Here is a 13,126-nt window from a genome sequence, read left to right as displayed (position 1 = left end):
AGCAATCTTTGTTCGACTTTCCAGCAAGGACCGGCCATCCCCTTGCGAATGGACGGATTCAATGCAGCGGTCGACGCCCTTTCCGGCGCGGTCTTCATGAAGGTGCCGGTGCTCGGCGCGCAGATCGAGCTGATCGTGCTCTATCTGGCGCTGCCGATGCTGTTCTTCACCCTCTGGCTCGGCTTTCCCAACCTGACCGCGGTGGGCCGGGCGCTCCGCATCCTCAGGGCGCAGCCGCATGCGGGCGAGGCGAAGGGCGACGTCAGCCAGTGGGGCGCGCTGTCGACGGCGCTGTCGGGCACCATCGGCCTCGGCAACATCGCGGGCGTCGCGGTCGCGCTGACGATGGGCGGGCCGGGCGCGATCCTCTGGATGTTCATCATCGGCTGGTTCGCCATGACGGTGAAGATGGCGGAAGTGACGCTGGGCCTCAAATATCGCGTCTTCGACGCGCAGGGCCATGTGCATGGCGGGCCGATGTATGTGCTGAAGGCGGTGGGCGCGGCGCGCGGCTGGCCGAAGATCGGGCTGATATTGGGCGGCTTCTACGCCTTTTTCGCGCTGTTCGGGGCGATCCCCATGGTGCAGGTCAACCAGAGCTTCGCGCAGGTGAAGGTGGTGACCGGCTTCGCCAATGGCTGGGCCTATGGCACGATGCTGGCCGGCGCGGTGGCGCTGGTGACGCTGGGCGGCGCGGCCTGGCTGGGCGAGGTGGCGAAGCGGCTGACGCCGCTCAAGGTCGCGGTCTATCTGATCGGCGTCGCGACCGTGCTGATCCTCCACGCTGCCGCCATTCCGGGCGCGCTGGCGGACATCTGGCACGGCGCATGGAGCGGGCAGGCCGCGACCGGCGGCGCGGTGGGCGCCTTCGTCGCGGGCATGCGGCGCGCCGTTTTCGCCAGCGAGGCGGGCGTGGGATCGGCGGTGATGGCGCACAGCCTGGCGCGGGTGCGGCATCCGGTGTCGGAGGGGCTGGTCGCCCTGCTGGAACCGCTGCTCGGCACGATGATCGTCTGCGCGCTGGGCGGGCTGGCGCTGGTCGTGGCGGGCACATGGAATGGCGGGCTGGAGGGGATCGCCATCACCTCCGCCGCCTTCGCGCAGGTTTCGCCCTCCTTCCCCTGGCTGCTGGCGGTGGTCGTGGTGCTGTTCGCCTATTCGACGCTGGTGGCGTGGGGCTTTTACGGGCTTCAGGCCTGGGGCTATCTGTTCGGCAACGGTCCCCGGGCGCAATGGACCTACAAGATCCTCTATATCGTCGCCTTGCCCCCCGCCGCCGCCATCGACCTCGGCCGCGTGGTCGGCATCGTCGACAGCAGCTTCTTCCTGATGGCGATCCCCAATGTCATCGCCCTCTACCTCTGCGCGGGCGAACTGCGACGCGACGTGCGGGCCTATCTCGCCGCGCCCGAAGAGGATTAAAATCGATTTCAGCAAGCCGCGGTCCTGCACGGACAAATTCAAGTCTCGCCAGCCCGCATGATGTGGGAAGGAATCGGACACCCACCTTACCCCTCTCCCTCGAGCGAGAGGGCTGCGCAGACTTGGCAGCTTGCTGCCTAGTCGCAGCTGGGTGAGGGGGTTGCGATCCAAGGGATCGCGCGGGCCGCAGGCCCGCCCCCTCATCCAACCCCGCCCCGGCTCCTCCGTCGCCAAGGCTTCCCATCCTTCCCTCAAGGGAGAAGGATGGTTTTGAACTTGCCCACACCCCCCTGAGCAAATTCCAATCCGACTGCATCGGCTCGACTGCTCCAAGTTTCCGTTTTGTCGCCTTTTCCAACTCAGCAGATGATTCCATCCGCCCGGAAAGCAAGCCTACCGCCCCATCGCCGCCTCGATCTCCGCGACGGTGCGCGGCACGGCTTCGCTCAGCCGCTGCGAACCGGTCGGCGTGATCAGGTACAGATCCTCGATCCGGATGCCGTAATTGGCGGACTGGACGTACAGCCCCGGCTCCACGGTGATCACCGCGCCCGCCGGCAGCGGCTTCGACATGTCGCCCACATCATGGACGTCCAGCCCGACCAGATGCCCCAGCCCATGGGTGAAGTCGTCCACCCGCCCGGCCTTGCGGAACACGTCCTTCGCCGCCTCGACCAGATCCTCATAATAGACCCCGGCCTTCAGCCTGGCGACGGCCGCCGCCTGCGCGGCGAGGACCAGCTCATAGGATGCCCGCTGTTCGTCGGTGAACCTGCCGCCGGCGGGGAAGGTGCGCGTCACGTCGCAGGCATATCCCCCGACGGAGGCCGCCGCGTCGATCAGGATCAGATCCTTCTCCCCGATCACCCCGCCGCCGCCGGTATAGTGCAGCGACGCCGCGTTGCGCCCGGTGGCGACGATGCTGTCATAGGCCAGCCCGTCGCCGCCCCCGGCGCGGAAGCCATCCTCCAATATCGCCTTCAACTGCCTTTCGGTCATGCCGGGCCGCACCTGCTTCATCGCGGCGAGATGGCCCCGCGCCGTCGCCGCCATCGCCTTGCGCATCAGCTCCAGTTCGCGCGCCTCCTTGACGATGCGCAGCGCGGGCAGAAGGCCGCTGTCGTCCTTCAGGGATACGCCCGGCACCCGCTGCATCACCTTGCCGTAAAGCTCCAGCGCCTTGGGCACGGGCGCGGACGCGCTGACGATCGGCCCCAGGAAATGCAGCGTCTTGGACCGCTCGGCCAAAGCGGTGACAAGGCTCCCCAGCCCGCCGGTGCGCGCCACCCGGGAAAAGCCCGTGCGCCGCTCCACTTCGGTGCCCAGCGGCAGGCGCTCGACCTCCCACCGCTCCGACTCCACATCGCGCGACGGCAGCAGCAGCCATTCCCTGACCGTGCGTTCGGCGGGCGCCATGACAAGCACGGCGTCCGGCTCGTCGACAATGCCGGTGAGCCATGCGAAATCGCCATCCTGCACGAAGGGCGGCGCCACCGCCGCGCTGCTTTCCACCGGCCCCGCGCCATGGACGACGGCGACGCCGTCCTTCAACGCCTCCATCACCCGGCGGCGGCGCTCGCGAAACACATCGGGCGCGAAGGGAACGGTGCCCGAAGGCGTCGCAAAGCCCTGCGGCGGCAGGACCTGCGCCCGCAACCCGGCGGCGCACAGGAACGAAGCCGTCCCGCCCGCGATTATCGACCGTCGATCCCACATGTCGCTGAACTCCTTGCTGAAAGGATTGGAACAGCAAGAGGCGTATGATGTCAATAATACAGTAAAAGGCCCCGCCAAAAAGGCGAGGCCATTCTATGGAAGCTTCTTGGACTTGGGCTCAGATCTTGTCGCCAAGCGCGCCCTTGACCGAACCCTTGACGTCCTGCGCCGTGCCCTTGGCCTTCTGCGCCTTGCCCTCCGCGACCAGATCGGGATCACGCTGGTTGCGGCCAGCCGCTTCCTTGATCGCACCGGCCGCCTTGTTGCCGGCCGCCTTCACCTTGTCGGTCATCTCGCCCATCGGTTGTCTCCTTCAGTTGCTGTTGTCCGATAAACGGACGGGCAGAACCGAAAGTTGCCTCCAATACGCAGGCGGAACGGACGGAAAGAGGAAACAGGGTGACAGGCGGAGTCGGGGGATCGCCCGCTAGAGCCAATCGACGTTCAGCCTTGGCGGCCTGCAAATGACGCTTTTCCGTGATTCCGGTGCTCACCTACTTTGAGTAGGCTGCGGGTCACGGAAAACCATCATTTTCGACTCGTCATCATCTGAATGCCGATTGGCTCTAGTCCGTCTCGGATGGCTTGCGCGCCCGCCGTTCCGCCACGAATTCGCTGATCGCCTGACCGCTGGCGTTCAGCAGCGGATAGGTCCGCGCATCGGACAGCCAATCCGGCCGCCGCGCGCCGCTGCCGTAGAAAGTGTCGTAAACCAGGCTGAACGCCAGAAAGACCAGCGTCGCGCCGATCAGCCCCTTGACCGCGCCGAAGCCCGCACCCAGCACCCGATCGACGGGCCCCAGCACCGACTGCCGCGTGCGCCGGCCGATGGCGTGAGCCAGCAGCTTGCCCGCGCCGAAGGTGATGCCGAACACCAAGGCGAAGGCAAGCACCGCCGCGCCGCTGGTGCTGCCGACGAAGGGCGCCGCCAGTTCCGTCGCCGAAGCGTGAAAAAGGCGGATCGCGAAGATCGCCAGCACCCAGGCGATCAGCGACAGGGTTTCCTGCACGAAACCGCGCATCAGGCCGAAAATGGCGCAGCCGCCGATCAGCAGCAGGACGAGAATGTCGATCGCGTTCATCGCGCTGTTGGCTATCCGCGGCCGAGCATCTGGTCAACAAGTTGCGCAAGCGCGCGATAACCGCTGACCGAAATGCCCTTGACCCCATCGGCCACGGCGGCGGGAACGAAAGCGCGGTTGAAACCGAGCTTGGCCGCCTCGCGCAACCGCAACGGGGCATGGGCCACCGGGCGGATTTCGCCGGACAAGGCGATTTCCCCGAACAGGACGACATCGGCGGGCACCGGCCGCTCCGACAGCGCCGACATCAGCGCGGCCGCGACAGCCAGGTCGGCCGCCGGGTCCGACAGGCGATAGCCGCCCGCGACGTTCAGATAGACTTCGCAGGTCGAAAAGCTGAGGCCGCAGCGCGCCTCCAGCACGGCCAGCACCATGGCCAGCCGCCCGCTGTCCCAACCCACGACAGCCCGGCGGGGCGTGGCCCCGCTGGAAAGGCGGACGACCAGCGCCTGGATCTCCACCAGCACCGGGCGCGTCCCTTCCAGCGCCGGAAAGACGGTGGCGCCGGTCACATTCTCGTCGCGATGGGTCAGGAACAGGGCGGACGGATTGGCGACCTCCTCCAGCCCCTCGGCCACCATCGCGAACACGCCGATCTCGTCCGTGCCGCCGAAGCGGTTCTTGATCGCGCGCAGGATGCGATATTGGTGGCTGCGCTCTCCCTCGAAGCTCAGCACCGTATCGACCATATGCTCCAGCACGCGGGGCCCCGCGATGCTGCCGTCCTTGGTCACATGACCGACAAGGATCAGGGCGGTGCCGCGCTGCTTGGCGAAGCGGATCAGTTCCTGGCTGGACGCGCGCACCTGGCTCACCGTGCCGGGCGCGCCCTCGATCAGGTCGCTGTGCATCGTCTGGATCGAATCGATGATCAGCAGCGCGGGCGGCGCGCCCTCCCCCAGCGTCGTCAGTATGTCGCGCACGGAAGTGGCGCTGGCAAGCTGCACGGGCGCATTGCCAAGCCCCAGCCGCTGCGCGCGCAGGCGCACCTGATCCGACGCTTCCTCGCCGCTGATATAGGCGACGCTGTGCCCGGCCGACGCAATGCGCGCGGCCGCCTGCAACAGCAGGGTCGACTTGCCTATGCCCGGATCGCCGCCGATCAGCGTGGCGGAACCGGACACGATGCCGCCGCCCAGCGCCCGATCGAACTCCGCAATGCCGGTGGTGGTGCGGGGCGGCAGTTCGACCTTGTCGTCCAGCCCCACCAGCGTCAGCGCCCTGCCGCCGCTATGCAGGTCGTGGCGGGCGGAAAAGACCGTTTCGGCCGCTTCCTCGACAATGCTGTTCCATTCGCCGCAATCGTCGCACTGCCCCTGCCACCGGCCCGAAACGGTGCCGCATTGCTGACAGACGAATTTTCGCTTTGCCTTGGCCATGCGGCACGCATATCAGAACATATGCGGAACACAAATCCTCTTTGCATCTTGCCATGGAAACCGGGCGCGCTGTGGCGCATTGTTTCGCCATGAAGACCATTCGCGTCGCGAGCTACAATATCCGCAAGGCCATAGGCACCGACCGCCGCCGGGTTCCCGAGCGGGTGATCGACGTGCTGAACGAACTGAACGCCGACATCATCGCCCTGCAGGAGGCCGACCGGCGCTTCGGCGTCCGCTCTGCGGCGCTGCCGCCCTGGCTGCTGGAGAGCATCAGCCCCTATAAGCCGGTGCCGCTCAACGTGCAGGTCGATTCGATGGGCTGGCACGGCAATGCCATATTGGTGCGCAAGGATGTGGAAATCGGCGCGCACGACGTTCTGCACCTCCCCTGCCTGGAGCCGCGCGGCGCGACCATGGCGGAGGTCAGGTTGGGCAAGACGCATCTTCGCATCTTCGGCATGCATCTGGACCTGTCCGGGCTCTGGCGGCGCAAGCAGGCCGCCGCCGTGATCCACGCGGCAGGGCAGCGCGACGCCATGCCGACGGTGCTGATGGGCGACCTCAACGAATGGAGCGCGGAACGGGGGTGCCTGGCGGATTTCGCACGGCATTACAGCTTCGCGCCCTGCGGCCGTTCCTTCCATGCGCGACGGCCGGTGGCGCGGCTCGACCGGATCATGCATTGCGGGCAGTTGAAGCTGGTCGATTGCGGCGTGCATGAAAGCGCGGGGGCGCGAAAGGCGTCCGACCATCTGCCCATCTGGGCGGAATTCAAGCTGGGGTGACGGCGAAGCTCCATCATGTTCCTGCGAGGGCGGGAGCACCGAACCCTTTGGGCAAACGCGCCTGTCCATCAGCACCCCCTCGACAAGCCCCCCTTGCTCTGCAACTCTCAACCCCATGAAAGAGCGGGAACTCAGGCTCGCACTGGTCTGCTATGGTGGGATCAGCCTGGCCGTCTACATGCACGGCATCACCAAGGAAATCTGGCATCTGGCCCGGGCCAGCCGGGCGTTCCATGACGGCGTGCCGTCCGGCAACAGCAGCGAGGCGGTCTATCGCAAGCTGCTGGAGGATCTGGAAACGGCCTGCGGCGTCAAATTGCGGGTGATGCCCGACATCATCGCCGGGGCCAGCGCCGGCGGCATCAACGGCATCTTCCTGGCGCAGGCGATAGAGACTGGCCAGTCGCTGGACCCGCTGACCGATATGTGGCTCGACAATGCCGATGTCGAAAAGCTGCTCGATCCCGATGCCCGCCCCGCCCGGCGGATCACCAAATTCTGGGCGACGCCGCTTGTGTGGATGGCGGCGCGGCATCCGGGAGACACGGTCGAGCGCACCGTCGCCCCCGATACGCGGGAGGAGGTTCGGCACAAGCTGTCGCACTTCATCCGCTCCCGCTGGTTCGAGCCTCCCTTCGGCGGGGAAATCTTCACGGCCATGATCCTGGACGCCTTCGACGCGATGGAGGCGACCGGGCGCGGCCCGGCGCTGCTGCCGCCCGGCCATCCGCTGGACCTGTTCGTCACCGTCACGGATTTCGAAGGGCATCCGCAGAGCCTGAACCTCAACAGCCCCCCACAGGTGGTGGAGACGGAACATCGGCTCTCCATCGGCTTTCGCGCCCGCGGGCATGGACAGCGCAACCTTGCCGATCCCGCCGAACTGGTCTTCGCCGCCCGCGCCACGGCCAGCTTTCCCGGCGCCTTTCCGCCCTTCACCGTGCGCGAGCTGGACCGGGTGCTGAAACGCCGCCATCGCGCCTGGCCGACGCGGGACGCCTTTCTGGCGCGCGCCCTTCCCCGCCATGCGGCGCGCGGACGCGCCGAGGACGCGGTGCTGATCGACGGCTCGGTGCTGGCCAACGCCCCGTTCGCCCAGGCCATCGGCGCGCTCAGGAACCGCCCCTCCCGGCGGGAGGTCGACCGGCGCTTCGTCTATATCGATCCCAAGCCCGGCCATCGCTCGATCCAGCTCAACCGCCACGGCGAGGCGGAGGAAGCCTCATCGGGCGAGGATGCGCCGCTGCCGGGCTTCTTCCGCACCATTTTCGGCGCGCTCAGCGACATTCCCCGCGAACAGCCGATCCGCGACAATCTGGACGCCATAGATCGGCACAGCGCCCGCATCCGGCGCATGGCGCGCATATTGACCGCTCTGCGGCCCGGCATAGAGGCGGAGGTCGAAAGCGCCATCGGCGGCATGCTGTTCCTGGATCGACCGACGCCGGCGCGGCTGTCCGCCTGGCGCAGCAAGGCCCAGCAACGGGCCGCCAGTTCCGCCGGCTTCGCCTTCCCCGCTTACGGCCACCTCAAGCTGTCCGGCATCGTCGAGGACCTGGCCGACCTGCTGTTCCACCTGAGCGGGGAGGAAAGCCCGCTGATGCGCGAAAGCTACCGCCAGGCGCTATGGGGCCATGTCAGGTCGATCGGCGCGGACCAGTTGACGGAGGATGTCGGACCCGCATCCGCCCCGGTCGGCTTCTTCCGCCAGCATGACCTGACCTTCCGGATTCGCCGCCTGCGCTTCCTCGCCCGGCGTCTGGCCGAAACGCTGGAGGTGGAGGGCGCCGCGGACGACGCCGTCATCCAGAAGATGCACGACGCCATCTACGCCGCCCTGTCGCACTATACCGAATGCGAGGGCGCCGACTTCTACAATGGGGAAATCAAGGCGGCGGCGCGCGAAGTCCCCAATGATCCCGGCGCAGCGCTGGAGGCGGTGGCGCAGCTACGCGGCCTGCGCGAACGGGACGAAGCGGCGGACATGATGCTGGCCGATGCCCTGGCGGCGCTGCCCAGGGCGGCGCGTCGGACCATGCTGCTCGCCTATCTCGGCTTCCCCTTTTACGACATCGCCACCCTGCCGCTGCTGCAAGGGCATGGGATGGACGAATATGATCCGGTCAAGGTCGACCGCATCTCGCCGGAGGATTGCAGCGCGATCCGCTCCGGCGGGGCGGAAGCGACGCTGAAAGGCGTAGAATTCAATAATTTCGGCGCTTTCTTCAGCCGCGCCTATCGGGAGAACGACTATCTGTGGGGGCGGCTTCATGGGGTGGAGCGGCTGCTGGACATCGTGATTTCTGCATGTCCCGCGGCAAGCCGTCTTTCCCAGGAAGCGGTGCATCAATATAGGCGAACCGCTTTCATGGCGATTCTGGATGAGGAGGAGGAGCGGCTGGACCATGCCGCCGACCTGATCGCCAGCTTGAGAGAGGAGATCGGGTGAACGCAGGCAAGACGCTGTTTCCGATGCTGGTGCTGGCACTGGCCGCCGGTTGTTCTCCTGGCTCCGATGGACAGACGAGCGCAAAGGCGGGGGAACGGCCCGGCGAGCCGCGTGACGTCCTCGGTTCCCTCGCGCTACCCGACATGCCTTTGCGCCGGGAAGAGGCGGCGGAGACGCTTCCTGCATCTTCCGCCCTCGCTGCCGCGCCTTCGCGCCCCGGCGGAAAAGGCGCCGGACGGCAGGCGGACGCCGACCCGACGAGCGCCGTGCCATTGCGGCTGCTGCCGATGAAGCCTTCGGTGGTCAACATCCCGCCGCCCCCCTATGTCCCCGACCTGCCGCCATCGGACGGCGCGGCCGACATCCAGCCCTTTCCCGATGAGGTGACGCGCTACATGGTCGACCGCGACAGTTGCGACCATTTCCGGGGCGAGGAAGCCTATGATCCGGAGCGGCTGGCCTATTTGCAGGACAATATCGCGGCGCTCTGCACCGGCACCGATGCGCGGCTGGCGCTGCTGCGCCACCGCTATGCCCATGTCCCGGCGGTCATCTCGGCGCTCAGCGGCTATGATGACCGGATCGAAGGAAATGCGTCGCAATAGGGCCTTATGAAAGGGCGTCGATCTGGGCGGCGAGTTCGATGTCCCGGCGCGACAGGCCGCCGGCATCATGGGAGGTGAGCAGGATGTCGACGCGGTTGTAGACATTCGACCATTCGGGATGATGATCCGCCTTTTCCGCAAGCAGCGCCACCCGCGTCATGAAGCCGAAGGCGGCGTTGAAATCCTTGAAGGTGAAAAGGCGGCGGATGCCGTCCGGATCCTGCACCGGCGCCCATTCCGGCAGATTCCTCAGCGCCAGCGCGCGTTCCTCCCCATCCAGTTTCGCGATCATTTGTCTTTCCCGTCCCTTGCCCGGCCGATTCCTGGCGGCGTTAACTCATTTTCCCAAGCGTCGGCGGTTTGCAGACGATTCGGAACATGCTTTATGTCTCTCCCATGGACGATGCCGGTCAACAGCCCCGATTTGCGCCGACGCGCGAGGATATAGAAAGCCTGGCGCTGGCGGCCCTGTCGCGCCTGCCGGAACCGTTTCGTTCGCACCTGTCGAATGTCGTGCTGTTTGTCGAGGAATTTGCCGATCCGCAGGTGCTCAAGGAAATGGAGATCGACGATCCCTTCGGCCTGACCGGCCTTTACACCGGCCGGCCCGTCGGGGAAGCGGCGCAGAGCGGAGACCTGCCGCCGACGGTCCATCTTTTCCGCCGCCCGCTGCTGGACGAATGGGTGGAAACCGGCGTGCCGCTCGACATGCTGATCACCCATGTCGTCGTGCATGAGATCGGCCATCATTTCGGCCTGTCCGACCTCGACATGCATGTGCTGGAGGACATGGTCACTCTATGAGCCGGGCGGGATTGCACCTGTCGGGCGTCGCCTGCGCGCGCGGCGGGCGGCTGCTGTTCCGCGGCGTCGACCTGGCGATGGAGCCGGGCGGCAGCGCCTTGCTGAAGGGGCCGAACGGCATCGGCAAGTCCAGCCTGATGCGGATTTGCGCCGGGCTGCTGCGGGCAACGGCGGGGACGGTCGATCGCCATGGCCGGATCGCGCTGGCGGACGAGCGGCTGGCGTTGGACATGGAGCAACCGCTCGAAGCGGCGCTCCGTTTCTGGACGCGGTTGGATGCAGTGGCGTCGGACGCACTGGACGCGGCGATAGCGGCAATGGCGCTGGAGCCCCTCCGCCAGGTGCCGGTGCGCATGCTGTCGACCGGGCAGCGCAAGCGGGCTGCGCTGGCACGGGTGATCGCCAGCGGCGCGCCGATCTGGCTGCTGGACGAGCCGGGCAACGGGCTGGACGAAGCGGCACTGGACCTGCTCGGAACGGCGGTTGCGGGGCATCTGGCCAAGGGCGGGATCGTCGTGGCGGCGTCGCACCAGCCGCTGCCGCTGGCGACGCCGGTGATCGTGGCGATGCAGGACCATGCATGGGCGGAGGAGGAGGCATGACCATCCTCCTGACGCTCGCGGCGCGGGATTTGCGGCAGTCCTGGCAATCCGCCGGGCTGTGGCTGCCGGTCGCCTTCCTGTTGCTGGTGGCCAGCCTCTACCCCTTTGCCGTGGGGCCGGACGCGGCGCTGCTGCAGCGGAGCGGCGGCGGCATGCTGTGGATCGCGGCGTTGCTGGCCAGTCTTTTGCCCGTGGACCGGCTGGTGGCGCCGGATCGGGATGCGGGCGTTCTCGATCAGATAGCCCTGCGCGGAATCGGGGAGGAGACGGTCATACTCGCCCGGCTGATCGCCCATTGGCTGGGCTTCGGCCCGGCGCTGATGATCGCCACCCTGCCCGCCGCCGCACTGTTGAAGCTGGACGGGGCGACCATAGGCTTGCTGGAAGCCGGATTGCTGATCGGCACGCCCGCCCTTGCGGCGCTGGGGCTGCTGGTGGCGACGCTGACGGCAGGCCTGCGCTCCAGCGGGGCGCTGGCCGGACTACTGGCCCTGCCGCTCGCCGTGCCGCTGCTGATCTTCGGCGCCGGGACGCTGGGCGACGGAAGCGGCGCAGCGCTCAAGTTCCTGGGCGCAGCGTCCCTGCTGCTGGTCGCGATCACCCCCTTTGCCGGCGGCGCGGCAATCCGCGCCGGGCGGGAGTGAGAGACGGGTTGGGTGGTTTCTTGCCATAAGCCCCTCCCCTGAAGGGGACGCGAAGCATTGACATCCGCCATTGCCCAATATCCCACAAGATCAAGCGTCGGCCCATCGCCGCAGCAGATTGTGATACACGCCGGTCAACCGGATGACCTGCGCATTGTCATGGCCCAGTTCGCCCGCCAGCGCCTGAACGCTGCTGTCGAGATCGAAGAGCATCTGCCGCGCGGCATCGTCCCGCACCATGGATTGTAGCCAGAAGAAGCTGGCCACCCGCCGCCCCCGCGTCACCGGTTCCACCCGATGCAGCGACGATGACGGATAGAGCACCGCATGGCCGGCCGGCAGCTTCACCTGCTGCACGCCGAAATTGGTCTCGACCGTCAGTTCGCCGCCGTCATAGCTGCCGGGCTCCTCCAGGAAGACGGTGATCGACAGGTCCGAGCGCACGCGAAAGCCCGTGCCGGCCTGCATCCGCACTGCATTGTCCACATGGGTGCCGAAGGCCTGACCGCCCGCATAGCTGTTGAACAGCGGCGGGAAGACCTTGAGCGGCAACGCGGCGGCAATGAACAGGGGCGAGCGGCCCAGAGCATCCAGCACGATCTGCCCTGCCTGCTTCGCTTCGGCGCAATCCTCCGGCAGTTGCAGGTTGCGCTTGGCGAGCGCGGACTGGTGGCCGGAGGTGACATTGCCGTCGACCCACTGCGCCGCGTCGATCAGCGCGCGGACCCGGGCGACGGCCTGGCCATCCAGCAGTTCGGGGATGACGGTCAGCATGCCGATGAACCTGGACAGGCACGGATGAAGCGGAAGCGGCCCATTGCCGTCACGCCGCCCCGCCGCGCAGGACGAAGGGAATTTCGACCACGCCCTTGACCCGAACCGCCTGGCCATCGCGCAGCACGGGTTTCCAGCGCCAGCCGCGCACCGCGTCGCGCGCCGCATTGTCGAGCCGGGGAAAACCGCTGCTCTGCGCGATGGAGAGATTCTCCACCGCGCCATCCAGACCCAGCGTCAGAGCGAGAACGACGGTCCCCTGTTCGCGCCTGCGACGGCTCTCCACCGGATAGCGGGGCGGCTTGCCGGCGATCATCTGCGCGCCCAGGTCGCCGCCCTGGACCAGGCTCGATCCCATGGATGCGGCGGGCGGCGCGGGGGGTGAGGAAAGCGCGACGGGAGGAGCAGGCGGCGCAGGCGGCACGATCTCGGGCGTGGTCGCCACGGCCGGCGCCGGCGGCTGGGGCACTTTCACCAATGGCGGCGGCGCGACGATCTTGGTCTGCGGCGGGGGTGGCGGGGCCTCCGCGGATGGAGGCGGAGGAGGCGGTGGCATGAGGTTCACGACCGACAGGCGCGCCTCTCGCACGCGCTGCGCATGATGCCGGACCTGGACCAGCGCGGCGATAAGGACGGCATGAAGCAGGATGATAACAAGAATGGCTGGAACATTCGGCCCACGCCGCGCGCCGTAGCGGGCGGGAGCAGCCTCGAATCGAACGGGTGCGCTGGGGACGGAGAGCGGAACGGCGGGGGATGGGACGATCGCGTCATCCGCCGCCTCTTCAACATATCCATCTGCTACGCGAAGCATGCCAGATCCCCTTTGCCGCCCTGCCGGCGAAACCGGTCCATAACGCG

The 13,126-nt window shown here is 67.3% G+C and carries 14 protein-coding genes; 7 read left to right on the top strand and 7 right to left on the bottom strand.

The genetic code is table 11. From position 1 onward, the window contains the following. Window positions 1-48: 48 nt before the first annotated feature. The gene (locus TZ53_RS13820) at window positions 49-1,422 is read left to right on the top strand and encodes an alanine/glycine:cation symporter family protein (protein ID WP_044661663.1); all 1,374 of its coding nucleotides are present in this window, start codon (window positions 49-51) and stop codon (window positions 1,420-1,422) included. Between the two features lie 393 nt (window positions 1,423-1,815). Here the strand turns inward: TZ53_RS13820 and TZ53_RS13815 are convergent, their stop codons facing one another. The 4 genes from TZ53_RS13815 to radA form a co-directional block, all read right to left on the bottom strand. Beyond that, window positions 1,816-3,138, bottom strand: coding sequence for an aminopeptidase P family protein (locus tag TZ53_RS13815; protein ID WP_044661662.1), 1,323 nt, complete (start codon window positions 3,136-3,138; stop codon window positions 1,816-1,818). A 118-nt stretch (window positions 3,139-3,256) separates the two neighbouring features. Next, window positions 3,257-3,439, bottom strand: coding sequence for a general stress protein CsbD (locus TZ53_RS13810; protein WP_025551144.1), 183 nt, complete (start codon window positions 3,437-3,439; stop codon window positions 3,257-3,259). A gap of 265 nt (window positions 3,440-3,704) precedes the next feature. After that, window positions 3,705-4,220, bottom strand: coding sequence for a CvpA family protein (locus TZ53_RS13805; protein WP_044661661.1), 516 nt, complete (start codon window positions 4,218-4,220; stop codon window positions 3,705-3,707). 11 nt (window positions 4,221-4,231) lie between these two features. Then, on the bottom strand, window positions 4,232-5,599 hold the full coding sequence (radA, locus tag TZ53_RS13800; RefSeq protein ID WP_044661660.1) for a DNA repair protein RadA: 1,368 nt from the start codon (window positions 5,597-5,599) through the stop codon (window positions 4,232-4,234). Window positions 5,600-5,688: 89 nt separating this feature from the next. Here radA and TZ53_RS13795 point away from each other — a divergent pair, with 89 nt between their 5' ends. From TZ53_RS13795 to TZ53_RS13785, 3 genes are all read left to right on the top strand, one after another. After that, window positions 5,689-6,387, top strand: coding sequence for an endonuclease/exonuclease/phosphatase family protein (locus TZ53_RS13795; RefSeq protein WP_170825606.1), 699 nt, complete (start codon window positions 5,689-5,691; stop codon window positions 6,385-6,387). A 115-nt stretch (window positions 6,388-6,502) separates the two neighbouring features. Continuing rightward, a complete protein-coding gene (locus tag TZ53_RS13790; protein ID WP_044661658.1) occupies window positions 6,503-8,836 on the top strand; it encodes a patatin-like protein in 2,334 nt (777 codons plus the stop codon). Beyond that, window positions 8,833-9,441, top strand: a complete 609-nt coding sequence (locus TZ53_RS13785) for a hypothetical protein (RefSeq protein ID WP_044661657.1) — start codon at window positions 8,833-8,835, stop codon at window positions 9,439-9,441. The genes TZ53_RS13790 and TZ53_RS13785 overlap by 4 nt, the downstream gene beginning before the upstream one ends. Window positions 9,442-9,445: 4 nt before the next feature. On the opposite strand, the gene TZ53_RS13780 is transcribed toward TZ53_RS13785, so the two are convergent. Next, a complete protein-coding gene (locus tag TZ53_RS13780; protein ID WP_044661656.1) occupies window positions 9,446-9,733 on the bottom strand; it encodes a 4a-hydroxytetrahydrobiopterin dehydratase in 288 nt (95 codons plus the stop codon). A gap of 104 nt (window positions 9,734-9,837) precedes the next feature. Between TZ53_RS13780 and TZ53_RS13775 the strand changes: the two genes are divergently transcribed. Genes TZ53_RS13775 through TZ53_RS13765 form a run of 3 tightly spaced genes read left to right on the top strand, consistent with a single transcriptional unit; the run spans window position 9,838 to window position 11,491 of the window. Further along, window positions 9,838-10,245: a metallopeptidase family protein gene (locus TZ53_RS13775; RefSeq protein ID WP_170825607.1), complete on the top strand. Its 408-nt coding sequence runs from the start codon at window positions 9,838-9,840 to the stop codon at window positions 10,243-10,245. Next, a complete protein-coding gene (gene ccmA, locus TZ53_RS13770) occupies window positions 10,242-10,847 on the top strand; it encodes a heme ABC exporter ATP-binding protein CcmA (RefSeq protein WP_044661655.1) in 606 nt (201 codons plus the stop codon). Before TZ53_RS13775 ends, ccmA begins: the two co-directional genes overlap by 4 nt. Further along, the gene (locus tag TZ53_RS13765) at window positions 10,844-11,491 is read left to right on the top strand and encodes a heme exporter protein CcmB (protein ID WP_044661654.1); all 648 of its coding nucleotides are present in this window, start codon (window positions 10,844-10,846) and stop codon (window positions 11,489-11,491) included. Before ccmA ends, TZ53_RS13765 begins: the two co-directional genes overlap by 4 nt. A gap of 90 nt (window positions 11,492-11,581) precedes the next feature. Here TZ53_RS13765 and TZ53_RS13760 read toward each other — a convergent pair whose 3' ends face one another. Both TZ53_RS13760 and TZ53_RS13755 read right to left on the bottom strand, forming a co-directional pair. Next, window positions 11,582-12,265 (bottom strand): Fe2+-dependent dioxygenase, encoded by a 684-nt coding sequence (locus TZ53_RS13760; RefSeq protein ID WP_044661653.1) that lies wholly within the window; start codon window positions 12,263-12,265, stop codon window positions 11,582-11,584. Between the two features lie 49 nt (window positions 12,266-12,314). Beyond that, window positions 12,315-13,079, bottom strand: a complete 765-nt coding sequence (locus TZ53_RS13755; protein WP_044661652.1) for an energy transducer TonB — start codon at window positions 13,077-13,079, stop codon at window positions 12,315-12,317. Between the last annotated feature and the right edge of the window lie 47 nt (window positions 13,080-13,126).

The sequence above is a fragment of the Sphingobium sp. YBL2 genome (assembly GCF_000943805.1).
Taxonomy (GTDB): domain Bacteria; phylum Pseudomonadota; class Alphaproteobacteria; order Sphingomonadales; family Sphingomonadaceae; genus Sphingobium; species Sphingobium fuliginis.
The sequence above is the reverse complement of the archived record's forward strand: the minus strand, read 5'-3'. Positions and strand labels throughout refer to the sequence as shown.

Coding starts and splice junctions, on each gene's coding strand:
- TZ53_RS13820 (WP_044661663.1), top strand. CDS start 49: ATGGACGGATTCAATGCAGCGGTCGACGCCCTTTCCGGCGCGGTCTTC.
- TZ53_RS13815 (WP_044661662.1), bottom strand. CDS start 3,138: ATGTGGGATCGACGGTCGATAATCGCGGGCGGGACGGCTTCGTTCCTG.
- TZ53_RS13810 (WP_025551144.1), bottom strand. CDS start 3,439: ATGGGCGAGATGACCGACAAGGTGAAGGCGGCCGGCAACAAGGCGGCC.
- TZ53_RS13805 (WP_044661661.1), bottom strand. CDS start 4,220: ATGAACGCGATCGACATTCTCGTCCTGCTGCTGATCGGCGGCTGCGCC.
- radA (WP_044661660.1), bottom strand. CDS start 5,599: ATGGCCAAGGCAAAGCGAAAATTCGTCTGTCAGCAATGCGGCACCGTT.
- TZ53_RS13795 (WP_170825606.1), top strand. CDS start 5,689: ATGAAGACCATTCGCGTCGCGAGCTACAATATCCGCAAGGCCATAGGC.
- TZ53_RS13790 (WP_044661658.1), top strand. CDS start 6,503: ATGAAAGAGCGGGAACTCAGGCTCGCACTGGTCTGCTATGGTGGGATC.
- TZ53_RS13780 (WP_044661656.1), bottom strand. CDS start 9,733: ATGATCGCGAAACTGGATGGGGAGGAACGCGCGCTGGCGCTGAGGAAT.
- TZ53_RS13775 (WP_170825607.1), top strand. CDS start 9,838: ATGGACGATGCCGGTCAACAGCCCCGATTTGCGCCGACGCGCGAGGAT.
- ccmA (WP_044661655.1), top strand. CDS start 10,242: ATGAGCCGGGCGGGATTGCACCTGTCGGGCGTCGCCTGCGCGCGCGGC.
- TZ53_RS13765 (WP_044661654.1), top strand. CDS start 10,844: ATGACCATCCTCCTGACGCTCGCGGCGCGGGATTTGCGGCAGTCCTGG.
- TZ53_RS13760 (WP_044661653.1), bottom strand. CDS start 12,265: ATGCTGACCGTCATCCCCGAACTGCTGGATGGCCAGGCCGTCGCCCGG.
- TZ53_RS13755 (WP_044661652.1), bottom strand. CDS start 13,079: ATGCTTCGCGTAGCAGATGGATATGTTGAAGAGGCGGCGGATGACGCG.